Source organism: Gordonia sihwensis, from assembly GCF_029632925.1.
Lineage (GTDB): Bacteria > Actinomycetota > Actinomycetes > Mycobacteriales > Mycobacteriaceae > Gordonia > Gordonia sihwensis.
Window position 1 is genome coordinate 3,382,256 of record NZ_CP121248.1, and the last position, 20,626, is coordinate 3,402,881.

Genomic DNA, 20,626 nt, shown 5'->3' on the forward strand with positions numbered 1-20,626 from the left:
AGCGGCACGGCTAGACCGCGCAGCCTCCGGAACCGCTGGACGCGTTGGTCGACTCCGCGGCCGACTTCAGGTTCACATCGTCGCCGGCGAAGGCGAAGTCGATGCCCGACTTGCCGACGTCGAGCTTGGTGACGTGGATCTGCTTGAACAGCGGACCGAACATCGCCGCGGTGACCTGATCGACGATCGGCTGAGCGAAGTCGGACGGGAGACCGAACATCAGCGCCGTCGCGTCCTTCACCTCGAACGAGACCGCACCGTCCTTCACCACCGGCTTGAGCGTCACGGTGGCGGGGATCGGGATGATCGTGATGTTGACCGTCGTGGAGATCTTGATGGTCCCCGCAGACGGATCGGCGCTGATGGACTCGATGGTCGGGCTGCCGTTCTGGCCCTCCTGGCTCATCGTCTGAATGCGCTCGTAGGGAAGGAACCCGTTGCCCTGCAGTGACTGCACGGTGCCGCCGTCGGTGCTGATCCCCTCGGCCCGGGCGTGCAGTTGCATGGTGGAGTCGCCGCCACCGGTGGTGTCTACCTGGACCCACGGGACGTCGCCGTCGACCACCGACATGAGCATCGGTCGCCGAGACACCGAGACGTCGGTTCCGGTTCCGGTCAGGTTCTCGAAGGAGGTCTGCAGACAGCTGGTGACCTTGTGCCGGACGTACAGTTCGGATCCGACGCCGGCGATCACCACGAGCAGTACCACGGCGGCCACGATGAGGCCGATCGTCCGGCCGCGTCCGCGCTTGGCCGACGGCGACGACATCACCGGCGCACCGGACGACGGCGGCGGCGGTGGCGGCGGAGCTGCCGCGACCGGAGTGAACGCCCCCGAGTCGAGTGCGTCCATCTGCTTGGTCGGCGGCTTGCCGGACTCCGAGTAGGCGTGCGTGGCCGGGTCCGAGGTGTAGCGGATCGGCCCGGTGATGACCTCCCCGGTCGGGGTGTCGTCGGGAAGAGCGCCGTCGGTGTCCGAGACGCTGTGCTTGCCCGTCGCCGCGGGCTCCTCGGCCCCTGTGGACTCGTCGGACCCCGCGGCGCGGGCGGGCTCCCTCGCCGCATCCGACTCCGGAGCGACGTGCTCCCGGGTCTCGGATTCGCCGACGGCGGCCTCGTCGGAGGCTTCGTCGTCGGAGGAATGCGACGAGCGCGGAGAGTCAGTCATGCGGGTTCGTCCGATCCAGGCGGGGAATGTCACGGGCATTGGCCAGCACGGCCAACGCGCTGCGCGCCTTGTCTGTCAGGGCGAGATCGATGTCATGGACACCCATCTGCACCGCGGAGTCATAGTCGGCGATCACGCTACCGAATGGATCTGAGAGTCGGCTATGACCTATCCCGGTGGGAGCCAAGGAGTCTCTGATGGCGGGGTCGGAGGGTTCGGCCTGACCGACGCCCGCGACGTAGGCGGTGGAGTCCAGCGCCCGAGCGCGAGTCAGGATCTCCCACTGCTCGAGTTTGCCGGGTCCCGAACCCCACGACGTGGGGACCACGATCATCTGTGCTCCGCGTCGGGCGAGTTCGGTGAACAGCGCGGGAAACCGGATGTCGTAGCAGGTGGCGACGCCGACCGTGCAGTCACCGACGTCGAAGACGAGCGGCCGGTGTCCCGGCGCCACGGTCCGCGACTCGGCGAAGCCGAAGGCGTCGTACAGGTGGATCTTGTCGTAAGCGAGGGGTGCGCGTCCGGGTCGTGCCACCAGGACCGTGTTGCAGATCCGGCCGTCGGGCGCGGGCGTGAACATCCCCGCCGCCACCGCGACTCCGTGAGCGTCCGCGGCGGCCGCGACCGCCGATGCCCACGGGCCGTCGAGTGGCTGCGCCACATCGCGGAGGGAGACTCCGAACCGGCACATGGCCGCTTCTGGAAACACCACCAGGTCGGCTCCGGACGCGGAGGCGTCCCGCACGCCGTCGAGCACGATCTCCAGATTGGTGTCCGGGCTGTCGGTGGAACTCATCTGGGCCATCGCCAGTCGCATGCAGTCTCCCTCGGGCACGAGAACATCACTTCTGATAAAGCGTAGATCCCTCCGGCCCGCGGCTGCTGCTGATGAGCTTGGCGAAGCAGTGGTCCTTGTCGAGCCCGTTTCCGCGGCACCAGGCCAGTGCGTCGTCCGCGCTCGCGAAGCCCTGGGCCGACACCGTCACCCACCAGCCGCTTTCGGAGAACACCGGCCACTCACTCGAGTCGAGCAGCCGCACCTGCGGGTACCGGGACCGAGACGACTCGAACTCCGCCAGGATGGCCTGGTTGTCCCAAGTACGGCCGTCGGCGTACAGGCCCGGGCGCTTCGCACTGATCTGCGCAGCCCAGCGATCGGCGAGGGCACCTCGGAAATCGGCGGCGTCGGCCGTCGCCTGATCGCGCAGGCGCCCGGCGGCATCGGTCTCCGGATCGGCCACCACCGATGTCACGGTGTGCGTGGGAGGTGCCTGCGTGACGACCGTCGGGGCCGGGTCCGCGGTCTTCTCATCGGGGGCGTTCACGACCTTCATCCAGACGACGACGGCGGCCACCGCCAGACCTATCACGCAGGCGATCGCCAGACCGAGAAGGACCGCACGGCCCGCCCCGCCGGCCGGTGCCGGTCCGTAGCCGGGCGGCGGATACGGGCCGCTCGGATACTGCGTCGGAGCGTAGAGCGGTCCCGAGGATGCGGGGCCGGCGTAGTGCGGACCCGAGCGGTACGGGTCCTCGAGACCGGGGGTGTCGTAGGTTCTGGTCGGCTCCCGCAGCGGCGGCACCGACGGAGGGTCGGGCACCGGCCGCGACATCGTCTCGGCGTAGTGATCGACGTCGGGCGCAGTCTGTGCGGGGTCATTCCGTGCGGTGTCATTCCGTGCGGGGTCATTCCGTGCGGGGTCATCCGGCCGGCCATCTGTGGACATGCCGGAAGCGTATCGGCGAACTCCGACATCTTCGGGAAACCCGACCGAACGGACGACAGTCGCAGTGCGTGGCCTCGGGGCTTCCGCCGCGTGCGGAACTCGTCAGGTCAAGCGGGAGCGACGACGCCCCACGGCACGGTCAGCAGGTTGTCCACGCGACGGCCGCGAGGCACGCGGACGTCGACCCCCGAGTCCCGGAGCATGTCACGCGCGTACCGCCAGCGGTCGCGCGGGCCGAAGACCTCGCGCCCGGCCGCCCGGTCCCAGCACTGATCGGCGGTCTCCAGGAGCCGATGGATCGCCTCACCGTCCACGTTGCGGTGGATCAGCGCCTTCGGCAGCCGTTCGGCCAGCTCCGACGGGCGACGGGTGTGTGCGGGCGACCACGCGAGAGTCAGTTCGATCGGTCCGTCGCGGTCGAGGAGGATCCAGCAGCATCGGCGGCCGATCTCGTCGCAGGTGCCCTCCACGATCAGGCCGCCCGGGGCCAGCGCGCTCCGCATCTGCGCCCACGCCGCATGCACCTCGTCCTCGCCGTACTGCCTGAGCACGTTGAACGCCCGAACCAGATGCGGCCGCAGACCCGCGAGTTCGAAGCCGCCGAGCGCGAAGCGCACCCCGTGACGCGGTTCCACGATCCGGGCGGGGTCGATCTCCAGGCCGACGAGGTCCAGGTCGGGTATCACCCGGCGCAGCCGGATCGCCATCTCCACCGCGGTGTCGGGGCGGCCGCCGTATCCGAGGTCGACGGCCAGCGGCCGCGGAACGTCGCAGGCGGCACGGACACGGGGGTCGGCGGCCATCGCGCGGTCGACGCGACGGAGCCGATTGATGTTCGTGGTACCGCGGGTGATGCGCCCGCTGGGCCGTCCGGCCGCGAGGCCGGCGCCTCTCACGCGAGGTTGTCCTCGACCCAGGTCGACGTGAACTCGGCTTCGCCGCGGAACAGGTCCACCAGATTCACCAGCATCAGCTGTTCGAGCTTGGCGTTGACGAACGGGATGTACACCTTCACCTCGGTCGTCTTGCGGATGGTGCACCCGGTGTCGGTCGGGAACAGTTCCTGACGCCCGGTGAGCGAACCCGGACCGGCCGGGATGGACGCGCTGTAGCTGCCGTCGGTGTTCACCGGATCGAACACGCCGTAGTTCTCCGTGCGCGTGATCATCATGTCCTTGAGCATGACGGTCTGGGCGATGGGCGGCAGCATGTCCCGCGTGATGGTCTGCTGCAGGACCACGCGGATCCCGTCGTCACCGGTCTCGAACTCCTCGACGTTCGAGATCGGGGTCAGCTCGCGGAACTCGACCATGAGATCTTCCCAGTACTTCTTCTGCGACAGTGCCTGGTAGATCTTCTCGGCCGAGTGCGGGTACCGAGCTGAGTAGCTGAGCCGTCGTGCCATGTGGGACAGCGTAACGTCAGATTCAACCCTGCCGAAATTCGACGGATGCGTCACGTTCGGCGTCGAGCAGCAGTCCGACCTGCTCGATGATCGCCTTCTCGATCTTGCCGCCGACGAACGGGATCGAGACATCGGCCTGTCCGGAATACCGCGCGACCGCCGGGTCCCCGCTGATGACGATGTCACCGTGGATCTTCGCCGGAGCACCGGAGACCGCCGCCTCCATCGAGCCGGTGATCTGCTCTCCGGCCAGCCGGAACACGCTGGTCCGCGGGATCTCCAGGTCGCCGGGCCGGACTGCGGTCACGACGGACGGCAGGTTCTCCGCACCGACGCCCTGCTTGCTCACCACCGTCACCTGATCGCCGTCGAGTGCGAACGACTCGATCGAGCCGTGCCCGGCGTTGGTCGCCTGCACCAGGTCCCGCCAGTACTGTTCGGTGCTGATCAGCGACCACAGTGCGGACACGGAGAACGGATAGCTGACCGAATGCTCGAACTTGCTCGACATGGCAGCCAGGTTACCGTTACTGACGTGACCGACCCACAGCAGACCACCCGTGTGCGCGACGCCTCGAGCGTCCTCTTGGCCGACTTCACCACCCTGCGGCTGGGTGGACCCGCACGCGCCGTCGTCCGGTGCGAGACGACCGACTCACTGGTCGCGACGGTCGCCGGTCTCGACGCCCGGCGCGAGCCGGTGCTGCTGATCGGTGGCGGCTCCAACCTCGTGATCGGCGACGACGGTTTCGAGGGCACCGCGGTCGTCATCGCGAGCGCCGGAATCGAGTACGGAGACGAGGACGGACGGCCGTACGTGACGGCTGAGGCCGGAACCGATTGGGACGCCCTGGTCGCCGACACCGTCACCGCGGGCTTCGGCGGGTTGGAGTGCCTCTCGGGCATCCCCGGCGCCGCAGGCACCACACCGGTTCAGAACGTCGGCGCTTACGGCGTCGAGGTCGCCGACGTTCTGCGGAGCGTGCGATTGCTCGACCGCGCCACCGGAGACATCCGCTGGGCCGCGCCCGACACACTGGGCCTGGCCTACCGGACGAGCGACTTGAAGGGCCGCCACGATCAGGTGGTGCTGGCCGTCTCGTTCTGGCTCAATCCGGGCGGCGTATCGGCGCCGATCCGGTACCGCGAACTGGCCCGCACGCTCGGCGTGGACGAGGGCGGCACCGCCGGCGCCCGCGACGTGCGCGACCGGGTGCTCGGGCTCCGCGCCGCGAAGGGCATGGTGCTCGACCCCGCCGATCACGACACCTGGAGCGCGGGATCGTTCTTCACCAACCCGATCGTTCCCGAAGAGCGTGTGGAGGCGATTCTCGAGCGCATCGCGGCGCACGTCGGCGCCGACGTCGCGGTCCCCCGCTATCCGGCGGACGCCGGTGTGAAGCTGTCGGCGGGGTGGCTGATCGAACGCGCCGGTTTCACCAAGGGCTTCCCGGGCGACGGAGCGCCCGTCCGGCTGTCGACCAAGCACACGCTGGCGCTGACCAACCGCGGCGGCGCCGACACGGCGGACCTACTCGAACTCGCCGGGCGGGTGCGGGACGGGGTGCGGGACGTCTTCGGCGTCGAACTGCACCCCGAACCCGTCTTCGTCAACTGCCGGTTGCCGCGCTGACTCCGGAGAGCAGATCGTCGAGCAGTGCGTCGAACTCAGCGGACCGCTCGTAGGGAACCATGTGTCCCGCACCCTCGTACACGTTGTACGAGTACAGGAAACCGCGACGGCTCAGCACCTTGGCCATCTCCTGGGCGTGTTCCACCGGCGTCAGGAGGTCGGCGCTGCCGACGACCACCGCCGTCGGGACCGTCACCTTGTCGAGTCCGGACAGCACGTCGAGCGAGTACATCGCCGAGCCCCACGCACCGCGCGCCTTCGGCGAGCAGGAAGCGATCATCTCGTCGGTGAAGTCGACGTGGGCCTGGCGGGCGACGGGACCGGTCGTCACATAGTGGGAGAACTTCTCGGTCAACGAGTTGCTCGGCAGGGGCAGCCGCGAGGAGGTGAAGGTCCGCTCCAGCACTCGCTTGCCCGGACCGGCCACGGCCGGCATGTCCTCGGGGATCAGATGCTGTCGCTGCACCACTCCGCGTGCAGCCGTGGAACACAGGACGATGGCCGAGACCCGGTCCTCCATGCCCGCACCGAACTGCTTGGCCCACGACATGATCGTCATGCCGCCCATGCTGTGTCCCACCAGCACCGCGCGCTTGCCCTCGGGGATCATCGCTTCGAGGACCGCCTGCAGGTCCTGACCCAGCATCTCGATGGTCGCCGCGGCCGTTCCCATCTCCGAGAGGCCGTGGCCGCGCTGGTCGTAGGCCACCATCGGGCGGCCGCTGCCGAAGTGGTTGAACTGTGCGTTCCAGAATCCGGTGTTGCAGGTCCAGCCGTGAATCAGCACGACGATCTCGTCGGCGTCCTCGACGTCACCGGAGGCCACCACGTGCAGCAGCGTGCCGTCCGGGGTGCCGACCACCGACGACCGCATGGGGTGCGTCGGCGGAGCGAGCATCGGGTCGGGGCCGTCCTGAACGGGATCGGGGTACTTGAACACCTCGCGGACCATGAATCCGCCGGCGACCGCCAGTTCGGCAGCCGCCACTCCAGCGGCGCCCACCGCGCCGATCGTCGCCCAACGGCGCGCTCGCGTCCATGTATTCTTCGTCGTCATTCGTCGACCTCCGTCTGGCCGCCGGTCGCCCGGCTGCTCTGCGCAGACTGCTGCTGCGTCGCATCGAAATAGGTACTGGCCTCGCCGATCGCCCGCGAGATCTCCTTATCGAGAGCCCGGCTGAAGGTGGTCTCGACGATCTCGTGGGCCATCGGCCGAACGGTCTGGATCAGCTCGGCCATCTTCGCCAGCTTCTCCTCGCCGAGGTTCGGCAGATTCTCGTCGAAGTACTTGTCGGTGATGATGGATACGAAGCTCCGAGCGACATCGGTCAGATCCGACTCGACTCGCATCCATCGATCGAGCAGGTCATCGATGTCGATGCCGCCCTTCACCAGCACTTCGGCGCCTTCGAGCAGCTCCGGATTGCGGATTGCGTAGTGGGCGCCGTCCTTCGTGAGCAGTCCCAGCTTCTGACTGAGATTGATCGACCGCTCGTCGGCGCCCAGCGTCTTCTTCAATTCGGTGAAGGTGATGGTGGCGGCCCGCTTGATGTTGCGGAACCTTCCGCCCTTCGGAGCCGCGCGCAGCACGTGCTCCACCTTCATTCCGTAATGCGCGGCATGCAGGAGTTCGCTGATCGTCGCGAACGTGTAGCCGCGTTCCAGCATGCGTGAGATCAGGTTGAGCCGGACGAGGTGCTCGTCGGAGTACCAGCCGGTGCGCCCACGGATCGTCGGCGGCGGGAGCAGTCCCCGGTCCTGATAGACGCGGATGTTCCGGACGCTGACTCCGGAGACCTGCGCGAGGTCGTTGATGCGGTATTCGCTCACCGGTGGGGTCCCCGCGTCCCTACGCGTTCTTCCGGAACCACGAGCGGCCCAGGATCTCGTCGGTCCGAACCCGGACGTCGACGACGTAGACGAGGACCGCGGTGATCGCGGCGAGGAAGAACATCAGTCCGAAGCCGAGCGATGCCTGCACCAGCCAGATCAGCAGCGTCGACACCGCGAGGACGGCCACCCAGAAGGTCTTCGTCTGCGCATCGACGGCGGTGAAGGCATCGGGTCGCGTGATCGCGGCGTGCACCAGGGCCACGGCCGCGGTGACGCCCGCGATGACGGTGATGGCCAGCAGGATGTACTGCTGGGCGTAGATGACGAAACTCGCTGCGCTCACGACTCCACCTTAATCACGCGCCGGCTCGGCCGAATCGGCCCGGAGGACGTCGACCGTGCCGGCCGCGGACGCTCCGTCCGACTGCTCGCTCGCTCCGTTCTCTCGGCGGAACGAATCGTAGATCTCCAGCAGCATCTGCTTCTGCCGCTCGCTGATGGAACTGTCGGCGAGCAGTGCGTCGCGCACCGGGCTCGCCGGCCGCGCCTCCAGGATTCCGGCGCGCACGTAGAGCACTTCCGCGGAGACGCGGAGTCCCTTGGCGATCTGCGAGAGCACGTCGGCCGACGGCTTACGCAGCCCGCGCTCGATCTGAGAGAGGTACGGGTTGCTGACGCCCGCTCGCTCGGCCAGCTGCCGGAGTGAGACCTTGGCGGACAGCCGCTGACTGCGGATGAACTCGCCGATGTCCTGCGCAGCGGTGGCCATGGCCTCGACGGTTCCCGTCTCGGACTGGCCGTCCTGGTGATCATGCTCGGATGTCATACGAAACTCGTGCCTCCCGGATTCCATTATCCGCACCGGGCGCTAACAAGTGCAAGCGCGTCAGGGGAACAGCAGAACCGAGACCGTGTAAATGGCCAGGCCGGCCAGCGATCCGACCACCGTGCCGTTGATGCGGATGAATTGCAGATCACGCCCGACCTGCAGTTCGATCTTGCGACTGGTCTCCGCGGCATCCCATCCCCGGACCGTCTCGGTGATCACCGAGATGATCTCCGCCGAGTAGTTGTCGGCCACGTGACGGGCCGCCCGCACCGCCCAGCCGTTGAGCTTGGCCTGCAGCGGTTCGTCGTCGCGGATCCGTTCCGCCAACTGCACCACCGCGTCGGAGAGCGAGGTACGCAGCGTCGACTCCGGGTCGTCGAGCATCTGCTCGATGACCGCCTTGCCCGCCTGCCACGCGGTCGACGCCGCTCCGGTCACCTCGTCTCGTCCGAGGAGTTCCTCTTTGAGGTTCTCGAACTTGGCGATCGTCGCCTCGTCCTCCTGCAGTTCCCGGGCGAAGTCCTCGACGAAATCGTGCATGGCGATCCGCAGCTCATGCTGCGGATCGGCGCGGACCTTGTAGGTGAACTCGGTCAGTTCGCGGTAGATCCGGTCGCCGACGAGATGGGTCACGAAGCGCGGTGCCCACGCCGGACCGTCGCGGTCCACCACGCGGTCGATGAGCGGCTGACTGCCCAGCGCCCACTCGTGCGCGCGGTCGCAGGCGAGTTGGATCACCGGTTCGAGACGGTTCTCGGCGACGAGCTGCTCGAGGATGCGCCCGGCGGGCGGTGCCCACAGCGGTTCCGCCGCCCATTTGAGGGCGGCCTGTATGAGGCGTTCGACGTCCTCGTCGCGCAGCATCTCCGAGCAGAGCTTGAAGATCCTCGAGACCTCGTCGTTCACCCGCGGCTTGTTCGCCGGGTCGGCGAACCACGTGGAGACTCTGCGCGGCAGGTCGAGCGAGGCGACACGATCCTCGATCACCTCGCGGGTCATGAAGTTCTCCTGGACGAAGCCGCCGAGCTGGTCGCCGATCTGGTCCTTCTTCCGCGGGATGAGCGCGGTGTGCGGAATCGGCAGTCCGAGCGGCTGACGGAACAGCGCGGTGACCGCGAACCAGTCGGCCAACGCACCGACCATTCCGGCCTCGGATGCGGCGCGGACGAATCCGACCCACGCGGCCACGTCCGCTCCGTCCCGGTGTTCGAGCCAGCGCATGCAGAAGTAGATCACCGCGGCGCCGACCAGCAGGCCGGTCGCCACGATCTTCATCCGCCGCAGGTCGTGGGCTCGTTTCGCGTCCGCCTGCGTCAGTCCCGCGGGCACCGCCGGAGACTTCGGGGTGCGCTGTCGATGGTCCAAGGTTGACGACACTCGTCCAGTGTTCCGTACGAGCTACTAGGGTTTCCAGGTGATGCCGAACCCTCCGATACCCACGAGTGCCGCGCGCGCCGCCGTCAACGCGGCGGCGACGCTGACGCGCGAGCTCGAACAACGCATCCTGACGCCTGCGGTGGAAGCCGTCGCCTCCGACGGCCGTAAGCAGCGCTGGGAGAAGCACAAGCAGGAGCGACGCGCCGAGCTGACCGCGGGCACGGTGGAAGCGATCCGGGCTCTCGGCCCGGAGGTCGGAATGGACGACATCGCCCGCCACATCGGGGTGTCGAAGACCGTGCTCTACCGGTACTTCGCCGACAAGAACGACCTCGCCGCCGCCGTCACGCTCTGGTATGTGGAGACGACCGTGATGCCGCGACTCATCGACGCGCTGTCGGGCGACATCGGCGACTACCGCCTGGTTCAGGCCGTCATCAGCGTGTACGTGGAGACGGTGTCGTCGGATCCCAATGTCTACCGGTTCACGATGGCGCGGCCGTCGGGCAGCCGTCCGGTCGCCGCCGAGGCCGAGAAGATCTTCGCAGGGGCCCTCGAATCGACGCTCGAGGCGCGATTCGCGGCCCGCGGCGCCCAGACTCGCGGCGCCCGCACTTGGGCACGCGCGATGGTCGGGGCCACCACCGTCGCCGTTGAGGAGTGGATCGCCGTCCCGGACCGGACCTCGCAGGATCTGGCCGAGGAACTGACGATGCTCGTCTGGGGCGGCATCGTCGGCGTGGTGGGCGCGGGTGGCGATCCGGCCTGCTTCGCAGCCGATCCCCCACAGCTCCCTCCGGACGAAGGGCAGACGCCCGCCGGGTGACCGGGCGCAGACCGGGAGGCTCTCCGCGACCACGGCTCAGGCCGCCGCGTGTCCCGGCCGGGACTCGCGATCGGGTTGGGCCGCGGCCTCCGGCGGCGGATGCTCGCGGCGATGCGGAACGGGAACTTGTTGATCTTCCCGTGGGTGCAGATGCCGTACCTGCCCGGCGTGGTGGACGGGGTTCAGGCGCCAAGGTTGATCGGTGGTGGCCGGTCGCCAGCCCATGCGTCCGGCATCGGGTCCGTCGGTGAGGATGGTGGTCTCCCATTGGCCGCGGTTGGTGCCGACGGCGCGGTTGTGGCGCCCGCACGCGGCGCCGAGAGCATCGATGTCGGTGCGCCCTCCCGGGGTGATCCAGTCCGGTGCGTGATGGGCTTGAGTTTGCGCGAAGGGGCGGTCGCAGCCGGGGGCGGTGCAACCGCGGTCGCGGGCGAACAACGCCAACCGCTGCGCTCTACTCGCAAACCGAGCCCCGCGGCCCTGGTAGAGGACCTCGCTGGTGTGATTCCGGAACACCGCCAAATGCGGCACAGCCTCGGCAGCGAGCCGCACGAGTTCACCGATCGGAACACGGCTACCTGTCGCGGTCAACGCGATTCCGGCATGCGCGGCGAGTTCCTGATCGGTGACGGTGATGACCAACTCCGCCGGTATCCGACTCGGTGCACCCAGCCCGCCGTGGGCGAGAACGTAATCACACAACGCCAGCAACGCATCGTGCGTGCGCTGAGCGGCACTACGCAGATCCCGACCCCGCGCCGCCGCCAAAGCCTCGGCGTCGATGCCGTCGGCGTCAATCGTTCCGGTGGGCGAATCCGGGTCGGCGGGATTGTTCATCCCGGGTGCGGCCCAGGCGGTCAAGATCACCTCGAACTTCGCCCGCAACTCCGGAGTCATCGCGCCACGGACTCTGCTCATCAACTGACGATCCTGCGGGAGGATCGTGATTCCGCGCTGGCGTTGCCGGTCGACGTGATCGCTCTCCTGACCATCGGGGTCCAGGTGAGCGAGCAGCCGCTCACCGACCTTGCCCAAATCATCCGGATTCAACCCAGCCGCAGCGTCGGCCAACTCCGCCTCAGCACGCGCTTTGACCTCCGGCGAGATACAGCCCGGTACTTTCGCCAACACCGCGGAGATCACCAACGCGTGTTCGGCACCGACAGTCCCGGCCGCCACCGACGCAGCAGTCGCCGGCTTCCGCGGAGGCAGCGTCTGCCCCTGGAAGTTCGAGAACTCGCCGATCGCCTCAGCCATCCGCGACCGCCGACCCGCCTCGCGGGTTCCGAGCCGCAAGCCCTGTGAGAGGTATTGGTGCGGATTCAGATAGCCGGCGGTGCGGTGCGCGTTGCGGTCGGAGACTTCCACCAGGAGTGCTGCGGAGATGCCGTCCCAGCGTCGCCGGATCCGTTCGGCAGTCTGTGTGTGGGCCAGCAGTTCCGGTTCGGTCTCCGGCGACAGGGAGGTCTCGGCGAGTTTGACCGCCGCGGCATCGATCAGTGCGAGTAGTTCGGCGGGCCGCTCCGGCAGCGCACCGGTGGCAACGACAGTCGCGATCGAATCGGTGATCGGACCGCTCATCACTGCCACCTCCCCCGAGTGTTTCAGCTGGTCAAACCATGTTTTCTTGACCTACCAGAACTCTACCAACGGGGTATGACAGAACACATTAGGGAATCGATCATATGTGCCAATCTGCCTCAGCCAGTCCCCACCCTCACCGGTCCTCAGCGGCGCCCGACAGCGTCTCCGGCAGGCCCGCCAGCGAGAACAGTTCGGGCTCGAAGAAGGCACCGACGTGCGCCACCCGACCGTCGACGATCGTCAGGACATCGAGTTGGAAACGACGCCAGACGTCGCCGTCGCGCATGAACATCCCGGCCGCCGGCAACCCGTTGCAGGACGTCTTGATCATCCTGATGTCGCCGGCTTCCTTGGCCGGGCACTGGCTGAGGGTGAGCACTCCGATGTTCTCGGCGCCGAGATACCAGCCCGGGAACGGCGGCATCTCCCACACCGCATCGGCGGCGAGCACGTCCACCACGCCGGGGATGTCGTGCCGCTCGAAAGCAGCGCAGAACTCGTCCCACACCTGCCGCTCGTGGTCGGACAGCTCTGCGACGCGCCGGCCCTCGAGCCGGGTGCCCTCGCCGACCGCCCTGCGTGCGCGCGACAACGCGCTGTTGGCCGCCGCGACTGTCATGTCGAGTGCTTCGGCGGTCTCGGCCGCACTGAACGCGAGCACGTCGCGCAGAATCAACGCCGCGCGCTGACGCGCCGGAAGCTCCTGCATGGCGGCGACCATCGCCAGCCCCACCGACTCCCGCGCCGTCACCGTCGACGCGGGATCGCCCAGCGCGCCGTCCGGCAGCGGCTGCAGCCACGGGATCTCATGGTTCGGGATCACCGGTTCACGGGGATCGGAGGCCTCGGTGCCCAACCCGCTCGGCAGAGGCCTCCGCGCCCGGCTCTCCAGGGCGTTGAGACAGGTGTTGGTCGCGATCCGATACATCCACGTGCGGACCGACGACCGTCCTTCGAAGCTGTGAAAGGCCTGCCACGCACGCAGATACACGTCCTGCAGCACATCTTCGGCGTCGGTGGCCGATCCCAGCATGTGATAGCAGTGCACGAGAAGCTCGGCGCGCAGGGCACCGGTGGCCGCTTCGAAGTCACGGTCGTCGGTCATCGCCTCGTCAACTCCTCCGCCGCTCCTGGGCGGCCACTGATGTCCCGGTCGTCACTGCGCCTGCTGCTGCGCGGCGTACGCCTCGGGTCCGGTCTCCACCGCGGCCGGATCCATCCACATGATCTCCCAGCCGTGGCCGTCGAGATCGTAGAACGAGCTTCCGTACATGAACCCGTGGTCTTCCACGTCCCCGGCCGTCGCACCGGCTTCGAGGGCCTTGCTCACGATGCCGTCCACCTCCTCACGGCTCTCCGCGCTCAGGCACAGGATCGCGCCGCTGGTGGTCGTGGCGTCGATGATCTGCTTGGTGGGCACGAAACTCTGGTAGAAGCCGCGGCGCAGCAGCATCGCGACGATGGTCTCGCCCAGCACCATCGCGGCGGCGTTCTCATCGGTGAAGCGGTCGTCGAACGTGTATCCCATCTTCCCGAAGAACTCCCGGGACGCGTCCAGGTCGGCGACGGGCAAGTTCACGAAGATCATCTTGTGCATCGGGGTCTCCTTGCAGTCTGCGGCGTCCCTCTCGGAGGCCGTCATAGAGATAGACAGCCCGGCCCGGCAGAACTGATCGGTCGACGCGAGATCTATTTCCGCGAAGAGCTCACAGATCCCGGATCGCGGGGGCGTCCGGGACGGTCAGCACCTCGATCGGATCGCCCGCGGTGATCGTTCCTCGCTCGACGACGCGCAGGTAGGGCCCCACGCGGCGGGCCTGAGCGAATCGTTTCACCCACCCACGGCCGTCTTCGCCCATCCATCGTGCGAACGTCTGACAGGGGATGCGCGGCGACGTGACCTCGACGATCACCTTCTCGCCGATACGCCATCGCTCACCGATCCGCGCACCGTTCACATCGATTCCGACCGTCCGCAGGTTCTCCCCGAAGAAGCCGGGCGGAATCTCCCGGCCGAGCTCGGCCGCCCAGTAGTCGGCGTCCTCCTGCGCATAGACGTACAGCGCCTTGTCCGGGCCGCCGTGATGCTTGCGATCGGCCTGCACATCGGCGAACGCCCCGTATTCGCCGATCCGGACCGGCCCGCTGACCGGCCGCTTGTCGATGGCCGTGGTCCCCACACTGCCTGGATCGGGATGCAGGGCTGCTACGACGCAGATCGCGGTGACTTCGGCCATGCGGTCAGCCTACGGCGAGGATCTCCCGGGGATCGAAGGTGACGTTCACACGAGTGATGAGGCCGGCCTCGACATGCGTCCAGTTCACGACCGCGGTCGGAGGCGCCCCGGCCATGCCGAGATCGAACCAGGTGATGACGTCGGTGTCGTCGGCGAGCCGTTTGCGGATCTCGAGGCTGTCGGTCCCGGCCGCCATGCCGTTCAGCCCCTGCAGGAACTCATCGGGTCCGGATGCCGTGCCGAGAACTCCGACGAACTCGCAGTCATCCGCCAGATGAGGCCGCAGGTCGGAGAAGTCCTTGCGCCGCCAGCAGTCGACGTAGAGTTCCGCGATCTGGAGCGGAGTGCGTGCGGGGACGGCAGATGATGTATCAGTCATGTCTTCACTGTCCGCCCGCAAACGGGTATACGTCCAACAGCTGGTACTTCTGCGAACTAGAATCACTGATTATGGAGCTGCACCAGCTGCGATATCTCGTCGCGGTCGCCGACCACGGCTCGTTCACCGCCGCCGCCGAGGAGTTGCTGGTCAGCCAATCGGGAGTCAGCGCCCAGGTCGCCAAGCTGGAGAAGGAACTCGGGCATCGCCTTCTCGACCGCTCCGGCCGGACCGTCGTCCCGACCGCGGAAGGCGATGAGATCCTGGTCCACGCGCGCGCAGTCGCGCGGGCGGTCCAGGCGGTCCGGACCACCGCTGACGAGCTCACCGGTCTCGTCCGCGGGCACGTTCGGCTGGGCACCGTGATCGGCTGCACCATCCCCGGCTACCTGCGTGGGTTCGCCGACTTCCGGAGTGCCCATCCCGACGTCTCGGTCACCGTCACCGAGGACAACTCCGACCGGCTGATCGCCGGTCTGGAACGCGGCCGGCTCGACGTCGCGGTGGTGGCGCACGCCGAACCGCTGCCGGCCGCCCTCGGACCTCGCACCCTGATTCGCGAGCCGTTGGCGGCCGTGGTTCCGAACCGTCATCCGTGGGCCGACTACGACCGTGTCCCGCTGTCGGAACTCGCCGACGTCACCGTGCTCTCGCTCCCCGAGGGCACCGGTGTCCGGGCGGCCCTCGCCGAGACCGCCGCAGCCGAGCAGGTGCCCATCGTTCCGGCCGTGGCAGCGCATTCGCCCTCCGCGGTGCTGGCGCTCGCCGAACTCGGCAGCGGCGTCGGACTGCTCACCGCGTCGATGGCCGCCGGCCATCCGGGGGTGGTAGCGATCCCGGTGGCGCGCTCGCGGCGGACGTCGCTCTCGCTGGCCCGCCGACCGGACCCCTCCGCGGCAGCCCGGGCCATGACCGCAGCGCTCGCCCGCCGGCTCACCCCCGCGCAGTGATCTCCGGACCCGGCGGTCAGCGGATCGTAGTCGCGAACGACCCCGCGGCCAGAACGGTGCAGCCGAACACGACGATCGCCATCGGCGTCGCGCTGGCCTCCCCACCGATACCGACCAGAGGCGAGACGATCGCACCGACTGTGAACTGAAGGGACCCGAGGACCGCGGAGCCGGTGCCCGCGCGCTCCCGGACCTCGCCGAGTGCCAACGCGGTCGCGTTGCCCGCAGTGAAACCGAAACTCGAGGTGAGGCAGAACATCAGCACGAGCAGCAGCCAGTGGACGCCGGGCGCGGCCAGTGCGACGACCAGCATCGCGACGCCCACAGCCGAGAGCACGGCCACTCCCGCGGCGAGCAGGGCGTGCGGGCGGAACCGCCCGAGAAGCCGGTTGTTGGTCCACCCCGCGATACCGATGCCCACCGCGTTCACGGCGAACAGCACCGAGTACATCCCGGGCGAGAATCCCATCACCTCTTGGATCACGAACGGCGAGGCCGAGATGTACGCGAACATCGCACCGAACCCGATGCCGAAGGTCAACGTGTAGCCGAGGTAACGGCGGTTGCCGAGAACCGCCCCGATGCCGCAGCCGATCGCCCGCGGCTCGATCGGATGCCTGCGCGGCGCGGGCAGCGTCTCGGGGACGAAGGCGACGACGGCCATGAGCATCACCGCCGCCAGGCCGGCGAGGACGAAGAACACACCGCGCCACCCGATCGGCCCCACCAGCGCTCCGCCGAGCAGCGGCGCGACCACCGGCGCCGCGCTGGTGATGATCATCATCACGCTGAACAGTTTCGCCGAGCGGTCCCCCGAGGTCCGGTCCGCGATCACTGCACGAGCGACCACGACACCGATCCCGCCGGTGACTCCTTGCAGGAAGCGGCAGGCGATGAGGACGATGATCGACGGTGCGAGTGCGCACCCGAGCCCCGCGACGGCCAGCAGAACGGTACCGACGATCAGCGGCCCGCGGCGTCCGAGTCCGTCCGAGAGCGGTCCCACCAGCAATTGCCCCGCCGCCAGCCCGAGCATGAAGGCGGTGAGCGTGAGCTGAACCGACGACGGCGACGCCTGAAGATCGTCCGCCACCCGCGGGAGTCCGGGCAGATACATGTCCGTCGCGAGCGGAGCGATGGCCGACAGCAGGGCGAGGCTGAGCAGCATCGCCAGACCGATGCCGCTGCCGGGAGCGCTCGCACCGTCGAGGCGGGACGTCCGGTCAGACGTATCCGATGACATGAGTCGAAGCTACCGGCCACCGCCGGTGATGCCGGATCCGCCGCCGCGGGCCGGTAACCTGCGGGCGTGGACTTCTCCCTGCTGCGACGTGCCCCCGACGTCGAAGGCCCCGGTCTCGTCGCAGCCGATGCCGCCGACCGGTTGATCCTGGACGAGGCGGCCGATCTGCTCGCGGCCGCACCGGACGGCACGGTGGCGGTGATCGACGACGCCTACGGCGCCCTCGCACTCGGCGCGGTCGGCGCGGGGGCGACCGACGTCCGCAGTCATCAGGACCTGATCACCGGCGAACGCGCTCTGCAGCGCAACGCCGAGGCGATGGGTGCGGGTGCGGACATCCGCCGTCTGCCCTCTGTCGCCGACGCCGTCGCCGGCGCCCGGGTGGTGCTGGTACGCCTGCCCCGCGGCCTCGACCGGCTCGCCGAGGTGGCTGCGCTGATCGCCGCCCACGCCGACGCGGACGTGACCGTGGTGGCCGGCGGCCGGATCAAGCACATGTCGGTCGCGATGAACGACGTGCTCGGCGAGTTCTTCGATCGCGTCGACGTCAGCCACGCCCGGCAGAAGTCGCGAGTTCTGTTCGCCCGCCGACCGCGCGCCCGGCTCGCCGACGAACGAGCCCGTTCGTGGCCGCAGACCCGGCGGGACGGCGACCTCGGTCTCACCGTCGCGGCCCACGGCGGCGTGTTCGCCGGAGCCCGCGTGGACGTCGGCACTCGATTCCTGCTCTCGGTACTCGACGGCGCACGACCCGATGCGGCCACCGCGGTGGACCTCGCCTGCGGCAACGGCGTGGTCGGCGCCGCGCTCGCGCGGTCGCGGCCCGGACTCACCGTTCTCGCGACCGATCGGTCGGCCGCCGCGGTGGCGAGCGCACGAGCGACGGCCGAAGCGAACGGCCTCGCCGACCGCGTCCTCGCGGTTCAGGCCGACGGTCTGGAGACGACCCCGGACGGGACCGAGGAATTCGTGGTGCTGAATCCGCCGTTCCACAGCGACGCCGCTCTCTCGACGGGTATCGCCCATCACCTTTTCGCGGAGGCCGCCCGCGCCCTGCGGTCCGGTGGCGAGCTGTGGTGCGTGTGGAACTCGCACCTGCGCTACCGCCGGTCACTCGAGCAGATCGTCGGCCCCACAAGGCAGATCGCGCGGAATCCGAAGTTCACCGTCACCGCGTCGGTAGCGCGCTGACCCGCCCGATTCAGCGCGGAAGGATTCCGTCGAGCACGATCGACAGGTACTGGTCGGCGATCTGCTCGACGGTCTTGGCACCCCCAGGCCGGTACCAGCGCACCGCCACCCAGACCGTGTCGCGGATGAACCGATAGACGAGTTCGACGTCGAGGTCTTCGCGGAAGTCACCTTCCTCGACGCCGCGCCGCAGGACCGCCGCCCACAGGGCGCGGAACTCCACGTTCCGTTCGGCGATGTAGTCGAACCGCTCCTGCCCGATCAGTTGCCGGGATTCGTTCTGGTAGATCGCCACGGCGGTGTGCTGGGAGTCGATGGCCTCGAAGGACACGATCACGAGCCGACGGATAGTATCTGTCGCGGACAGCCCGGCTTCGGTGATCTCCCGATAGCGTGCGAACAACGCGTCGAGGAAGCTCCGGAGCAACTCGTCGACGATCGACTCCTTGGAGTCGAAATGGTGGTACAGGCTGCCGGACAGGATGCCTGCGGCGTCGGCGATGTCACGGACCGTCGTCGAGCGGAGCCCGCGTTCGGCGAAGAGCTGACCGGCGATCCCGAGCAGTTCGTCGCGGCGGGTGGGTCCGGTCGTGGATGTCTTCGACGCCAACGTGCCTCCTCGTACGACTTCCCCCACCCTAGCAAGTGCTTGTTTGGCTGGGGAACGTCGCCGGGATACGGCCGCGCGCGAACACGCTGCGCGCGCGGCCGCCGGCTCAGCGCTTCTTGTTCGACTTCTTGATCGCGCGACGGTTGAGGAACCGCCACACCTTCATCTGCATCGCGGTCATCCGCGCGTCCCGCTTGGTGAACGGCGGAGTCATGACCTCGGCGAAGGAAATCGGCAGCGACGACACGGTGACGGCGCGGGCATGACTGAACGTGTTGAACCCGAACTCACCGTGGTAGTTGCCCATGCCCGACCGTCCGACGCCGCCGAAGGGCAGGCCCTGCGAGAGCATGTGCAGTCCGAAGTCGTTGCCGGAGATGGAACCGCTGCGGGTGTTGTCGGCGACCGTCCGCAGATTCGCGTTGTCGTCCCCGGCCCAGTAAAGGGTCAGCGGGTGACCCGCCGAGTTGATCTTGTCGATCGCCTCCGACAGTTCGCGGTACGGGTAGACAGTCAAGACCGGGCCGAAGACCTCGTCGTCCTCGATCTTCATTCCGGGCTTCACTCCGGTCAGCAGAGTCGGCGGAATCTTGCGCTCCTGCGCGTTCGGCAGTTCCTCGCCGGCGGGCACCACCTGCCGCTTGGTGGCGCCGAGGCTGACCGCGTCGTCGATGAGGCCGACGATCCGCTGGTAGTTCTTCTCGTTGATGGTGGAGGTGTAGTCGCCGTTCCCGACGATCGTCGGGAAGTTCGCCGTCCACCGCGCGATCACCTTGTCGGTGAACTCGCCCACCTTGTCCTCGGGTACGAAGACGTAATCGGGACACAGGCACACCTGGCCGCCGTTGATCATGCGGGCGTCGGCCAGGAAGTGCGCCGCCTTGGTGATGTCGGTGCCGCGGTCGACGATCGCCGGATTCTTGCCGCCGAGCTCAAGAGTGACCGGAACGAGGTTCTTCGCGGCCTCCTGCGCCACCGACGAACCGACCTCCGGCGAACCGGTGAAGAACATGTGGTCGACCTTCAGCTTCGCGAAGTCCGAACCGCCGCCGTGCTTGCTGGTGATGACCGCGAGCTCCTCGATCGAGAAGTAGTCGGGGGCCACCCGGGCGATGACGTCGGTGGTCTTCGCGGTGATCGACGACGGCCTCATGAGGACGCGGTTGCCCGCGGCGAACGCGGACGCGGCGGGCACGATCGTCAGCTGCAGCGGGAAGTTCCACGGCCCCATGATCGCGACGACACCCAGCGGGTCGCGGCGCAGCCGCTGGGTGAATCCGACCATCCCGGCCACCCTCGCCACGTTGGTCTCGCGCATCCACTTCTCGGCACTGCGGCGCTGGTGCGCGAGGTCGATCATGCAGCCGGCCACGTCGGCCGCGATCGAGAGATCTGCGGGCCGGGACCCGAAGTCCTCGGTCAGGGCGGCGGTGATCTCGTCGGCGTGGTCGAGCAGCAACTGGCCCAGGCGATTGATCCGGTCGATGCGCGTCTTCGCATCCGGAATGCCGTCGCGCAGGAATGCGGCCTTCTGGATGTCGACCAGTTCTTCCATGGTGTGCGCCTCTGACGACACCTTGTCTCCCGCACGCACTGCCACATCTGCCGGCTTGGTCATTCCACTCTCCACTCGT

23 protein-coding genes are annotated in these 20,626 nt (G+C 68.2%); 4 read left to right on the top strand and 19 right to left on the bottom strand.

All coding sequences use genetic code 11. From position 1 onward, the window contains the following. Nucleotides 1-10: 10 nt before the first annotated feature. The 6 genes from P5P27_RS16180 to P5P27_RS16205 form a co-directional block, all read right to left on the bottom strand. Nucleotides 11-1,168 carry an LmeA family phospholipid-binding protein gene (locus P5P27_RS16180; protein WP_062366032.1) on the bottom strand — a complete coding sequence of 386 codons (1,158 nt, stop codon included), beginning with the start codon at nucleotides 1,166-1,168 and terminating at the stop codon, nucleotides 11-13. Then, a complete protein-coding gene (locus P5P27_RS16185; protein ID WP_222111002.1) occupies nucleotides 1,161-1,985 on the bottom strand; it encodes a carbon-nitrogen hydrolase family protein in 825 nt (274 codons plus the stop codon). Before P5P27_RS16185 ends, P5P27_RS16180 begins: the two co-directional genes overlap by 8 nt. A gap of 25 nt (nucleotides 1,986-2,010) precedes the next feature. Beyond that, complete coding sequence (locus tag P5P27_RS16190; protein WP_278124996.1) at nucleotides 2,011-2,895, bottom strand: hypothetical protein; 885 nt, start codon at nucleotides 2,893-2,895, stop codon at nucleotides 2,011-2,013. A gap of 107 nt (nucleotides 2,896-3,002) precedes the next feature. Then, a complete protein-coding gene (locus tag P5P27_RS16195) occupies nucleotides 3,003-3,791 on the bottom strand; it encodes a class I SAM-dependent methyltransferase (RefSeq protein WP_222111004.1) in 789 nt (262 codons plus the stop codon). Beyond that, nucleotides 3,788-4,300 carry a DUF2505 domain-containing protein gene (locus P5P27_RS16200; protein WP_006897344.1) on the bottom strand — a complete coding sequence of 171 codons (513 nt, stop codon included), beginning with the start codon at nucleotides 4,298-4,300 and terminating at the stop codon, nucleotides 3,788-3,790. Before P5P27_RS16200 ends, P5P27_RS16195 begins: the two co-directional genes overlap by 4 nt. 22 nt (nucleotides 4,301-4,322) lie before the next feature. Continuing rightward, on the bottom strand, nucleotides 4,323-4,811 hold the full coding sequence (locus P5P27_RS16205) for a DUF2505 domain-containing protein (RefSeq protein ID WP_006897345.1): 489 nt from the start codon (nucleotides 4,809-4,811) through the stop codon (nucleotides 4,323-4,325). A gap of 24 nt (nucleotides 4,812-4,835) precedes the next feature. Between P5P27_RS16205 and P5P27_RS16210 the strand changes: the two genes are divergently transcribed. Continuing rightward, on the top strand, nucleotides 4,836-5,933 hold the full coding sequence (locus tag P5P27_RS16210) for a UDP-N-acetylmuramate dehydrogenase (protein ID WP_278125000.1): 1,098 nt from the start codon (nucleotides 4,836-4,838) through the stop codon (nucleotides 5,931-5,933). Here the strand turns inward: P5P27_RS16210 and P5P27_RS16215 are convergent. The 5 genes from P5P27_RS16215 to P5P27_RS16235 are packed head-to-tail and all read right to left on the bottom strand — an operon-like array spanning nucleotide 5,911 to nucleotide 9,870. Further along, on the bottom strand, nucleotides 5,911-6,990 hold the full coding sequence (locus P5P27_RS16215; RefSeq protein ID WP_222111006.1) for an alpha/beta fold hydrolase: 1,080 nt from the start codon (nucleotides 6,988-6,990) through the stop codon (nucleotides 5,911-5,913). The genes P5P27_RS16210 and P5P27_RS16215 overlap by 23 nt on opposite strands. After that, nucleotides 6,987-7,763, bottom strand: coding sequence for a MerR family transcriptional regulator (locus tag P5P27_RS16220; RefSeq protein WP_006897348.1), 777 nt, complete (start codon nucleotides 7,761-7,763; stop codon nucleotides 6,987-6,989). The genes P5P27_RS16215 and P5P27_RS16220 overlap by 4 nt, the downstream gene beginning before the upstream one ends. A gap of 19 nt (nucleotides 7,764-7,782) precedes the next feature. Then, complete coding sequence (locus P5P27_RS16225; RefSeq protein WP_006897349.1) at nucleotides 7,783-8,109, bottom strand: DUF2516 family protein; 327 nt, start codon at nucleotides 8,107-8,109, stop codon at nucleotides 7,783-7,785. Between the two features lie 9 nt (nucleotides 8,110-8,118). Further along, nucleotides 8,119-8,592, bottom strand: a complete 474-nt coding sequence (locus tag P5P27_RS16230) for a helix-turn-helix domain-containing protein (RefSeq protein WP_006897350.1) — start codon at nucleotides 8,590-8,592, stop codon at nucleotides 8,119-8,121. A gap of 60 nt (nucleotides 8,593-8,652) precedes the next feature. Then, nucleotides 8,653-9,870, bottom strand: coding sequence for a DUF445 domain-containing protein (locus P5P27_RS16235; RefSeq protein WP_346077371.1), 1,218 nt, complete (start codon nucleotides 9,868-9,870; stop codon nucleotides 8,653-8,655). Between the two features lie 142 nt (nucleotides 9,871-10,012). Here P5P27_RS16235 and P5P27_RS16240 point away from each other — a divergent pair, with 142 nt between their 5' ends. Then, nucleotides 10,013-10,798 carry a TetR/AcrR family transcriptional regulator gene (locus tag P5P27_RS16240; RefSeq protein ID WP_278127455.1) on the top strand — a complete coding sequence of 262 codons (786 nt, stop codon included), beginning with the start codon at nucleotides 10,013-10,015 and terminating at the stop codon, nucleotides 10,796-10,798. A gap of 36 nt (nucleotides 10,799-10,834) precedes the next feature. On the opposite strand, the gene P5P27_RS16245 is transcribed toward P5P27_RS16240, so the two are convergent. From P5P27_RS16245 to P5P27_RS16265, 5 genes are all read right to left on the bottom strand, one after another. Then, a complete protein-coding gene (locus P5P27_RS16245) occupies nucleotides 10,835-12,379 on the bottom strand; it encodes an HNH endonuclease signature motif containing protein (RefSeq protein WP_278125003.1) in 1,545 nt (514 codons plus the stop codon). Nucleotides 12,380-12,515: 136 nt separating this feature from the next. Then, nucleotides 12,516-13,487, bottom strand: coding sequence for a sigma-70 family RNA polymerase sigma factor (locus P5P27_RS16250; RefSeq protein WP_222111777.1), 972 nt, complete (start codon nucleotides 13,485-13,487; stop codon nucleotides 12,516-12,518). Nucleotides 13,488-13,538: 51 nt separating this feature from the next. Beyond that, nucleotides 13,539-13,979 (bottom strand): VOC family protein, encoded by a 441-nt coding sequence (locus tag P5P27_RS16255; RefSeq protein WP_278125006.1) that lies wholly within the window; start codon nucleotides 13,977-13,979, stop codon nucleotides 13,539-13,541. A gap of 109 nt (nucleotides 13,980-14,088) precedes the next feature. Then, a complete protein-coding gene (locus P5P27_RS16260) occupies nucleotides 14,089-14,619 on the bottom strand; it encodes an MOSC domain-containing protein (protein WP_006896211.1) in 531 nt (176 codons plus the stop codon). 4 nt (nucleotides 14,620-14,623) lie between these two features. Next, the gene (locus P5P27_RS16265) at nucleotides 14,624-14,998 is read right to left on the bottom strand and encodes a nuclear transport factor 2 family protein (RefSeq protein WP_278125010.1); all 375 of its coding nucleotides are present in this window, start codon (nucleotides 14,996-14,998) and stop codon (nucleotides 14,624-14,626) included. A gap of 71 nt (nucleotides 14,999-15,069) precedes the next feature. Here P5P27_RS16265 and P5P27_RS16270 point away from each other — a divergent pair, with 71 nt between their 5' ends. Beyond that, entirely contained in the window at nucleotides 15,070-15,948 is an 879-nt protein-coding gene (locus P5P27_RS16270; protein WP_278125012.1) for a LysR family transcriptional regulator, read from the top strand. A gap of 16 nt (nucleotides 15,949-15,964) precedes the next feature. Here P5P27_RS16270 and P5P27_RS16275 read toward each other — a convergent pair whose 3' ends face one another. Next, nucleotides 15,965-17,191 carry a multidrug effflux MFS transporter gene (locus P5P27_RS16275; RefSeq protein ID WP_278125013.1) on the bottom strand — a complete coding sequence of 409 codons (1,227 nt, stop codon included), beginning with the start codon at nucleotides 17,189-17,191 and terminating at the stop codon, nucleotides 15,965-15,967. Between the two features lie 66 nt (nucleotides 17,192-17,257). On the opposite strand from P5P27_RS16275, the gene P5P27_RS16280 reads away from it, so the two are divergent. After that, entirely contained in the window at nucleotides 17,258-18,382 is a 1,125-nt protein-coding gene (locus P5P27_RS16280) for a class I SAM-dependent methyltransferase (RefSeq protein ID WP_278125015.1), read from the top strand. 10 nt (nucleotides 18,383-18,392) lie between these two features. Here P5P27_RS16280 and P5P27_RS16285 read toward each other — a convergent pair whose 3' ends face one another. Beyond that, the gene (locus tag P5P27_RS16285; RefSeq protein ID WP_006896206.1) at nucleotides 18,393-18,992 is read right to left on the bottom strand and encodes a TetR/AcrR family transcriptional regulator; all 600 of its coding nucleotides are present in this window, start codon (nucleotides 18,990-18,992) and stop codon (nucleotides 18,393-18,395) included. A 106-nt stretch (nucleotides 18,993-19,098) separates the two neighbouring features. Further along, nucleotides 19,099-20,610 (bottom strand): aldehyde dehydrogenase family protein, encoded by a 1,512-nt coding sequence (locus P5P27_RS16290; RefSeq protein WP_278125016.1) that lies wholly within the window; start codon nucleotides 20,608-20,610, stop codon nucleotides 19,099-19,101. Nucleotides 20,611-20,626 lie beyond the last annotated feature (16 nt).

What these genes read in the sequence shown, in the direction of transcription:
- P5P27_RS16180 (WP_062366032.1), bottom strand. Translation starts at nt 1,168, where the DNA reads ATGACTGACTCTCCGCGCTCGTCGCATTCCTCCGACGACGAAGCCTCC.
- P5P27_RS16185 (WP_222111002.1), bottom strand. Translation starts at nt 1,985, where the DNA reads ATGCGACTGGCGATGGCCCAGATGAGTTCCACCGACAGCCCGGACACC.
- P5P27_RS16190 (WP_278124996.1), bottom strand. Translation starts at nt 2,895, where the DNA reads ATGTCCACAGATGGCCGGCCGGATGACCCCGCACGGAATGACCCCGCA.
- P5P27_RS16200 (WP_006897344.1), bottom strand. Translation starts at nt 4,300, where the DNA reads ATGGCACGACGGCTCAGCTACTCAGCTCGGTACCCGCACTCGGCCGAG.
- P5P27_RS16205 (WP_006897345.1), bottom strand. Translation starts at nt 4,811, where the DNA reads ATGTCGAGCAAGTTCGAGCATTCGGTCAGCTATCCGTTCTCCGTGTCC.
- P5P27_RS16215 (WP_222111006.1), bottom strand. Translation starts at nt 6,990, where the DNA reads ATGACGACGAAGAATACATGGACGCGAGCGCGCCGTTGGGCGACGATC.
- P5P27_RS16230 (WP_006897350.1), bottom strand. Translation starts at nt 8,592, where the DNA reads ATGACATCCGAGCATGATCACCAGGACGGCCAGTCCGAGACGGGAACC.
- P5P27_RS16235 (WP_346077371.1), bottom strand. Translation starts at nt 9,870, where the DNA reads ATGAAGATCGTGGCGACCGGCCTGCTGGTCGGCGCCGCGGTGATCTAC.
- P5P27_RS16240 (WP_278127455.1), top strand. Translation starts at nt 10,013, where the DNA reads ATGCCGAACCCTCCGATACCCACGAGTGCCGCGCGCGCCGCCGTCAAC.
- P5P27_RS16245 (WP_278125003.1), bottom strand. Translation starts at nt 12,379, where the DNA reads ATGAGCGGTCCGATCACCGATTCGATCGCGACTGTCGTTGCCACCGGT.
- P5P27_RS16250 (WP_222111777.1), bottom strand. Translation starts at nt 13,487, where the DNA reads ATGACCGACGACCGTGACTTCGAAGCGGCCACCGGTGCCCTGCGCGCC.
- P5P27_RS16255 (WP_278125006.1), bottom strand. Translation starts at nt 13,979, where the DNA reads ATGCACAAGATGATCTTCGTGAACTTGCCCGTCGCCGACCTGGACGCG.
- P5P27_RS16260 (WP_006896211.1), bottom strand. Translation starts at nt 14,619, where the DNA reads ATGGCCGAAGTCACCGCGATCTGCGTCGTAGCAGCCCTGCATCCCGAT.
- P5P27_RS16265 (WP_278125010.1), bottom strand. Translation starts at nt 14,998, where the DNA reads ATGACTGATACATCATCTGCCGTCCCCGCACGCACTCCGCTCCAGATC.
- P5P27_RS16270 (WP_278125012.1), top strand. Translation starts at nt 15,070, where the DNA reads ATGGAGCTGCACCAGCTGCGATATCTCGTCGCGGTCGCCGACCACGGC.
- P5P27_RS16275 (WP_278125013.1), bottom strand. Translation starts at nt 17,191, where the DNA reads ATGTCATCGGATACGTCTGACCGGACGTCCCGCCTCGACGGTGCGAGC.
- P5P27_RS16290 (WP_278125016.1), bottom strand. Translation starts at nt 20,610, where the DNA reads ATGACCAAGCCGGCAGATGTGGCAGTGCGTGCGGGAGACAAGGTGTCG.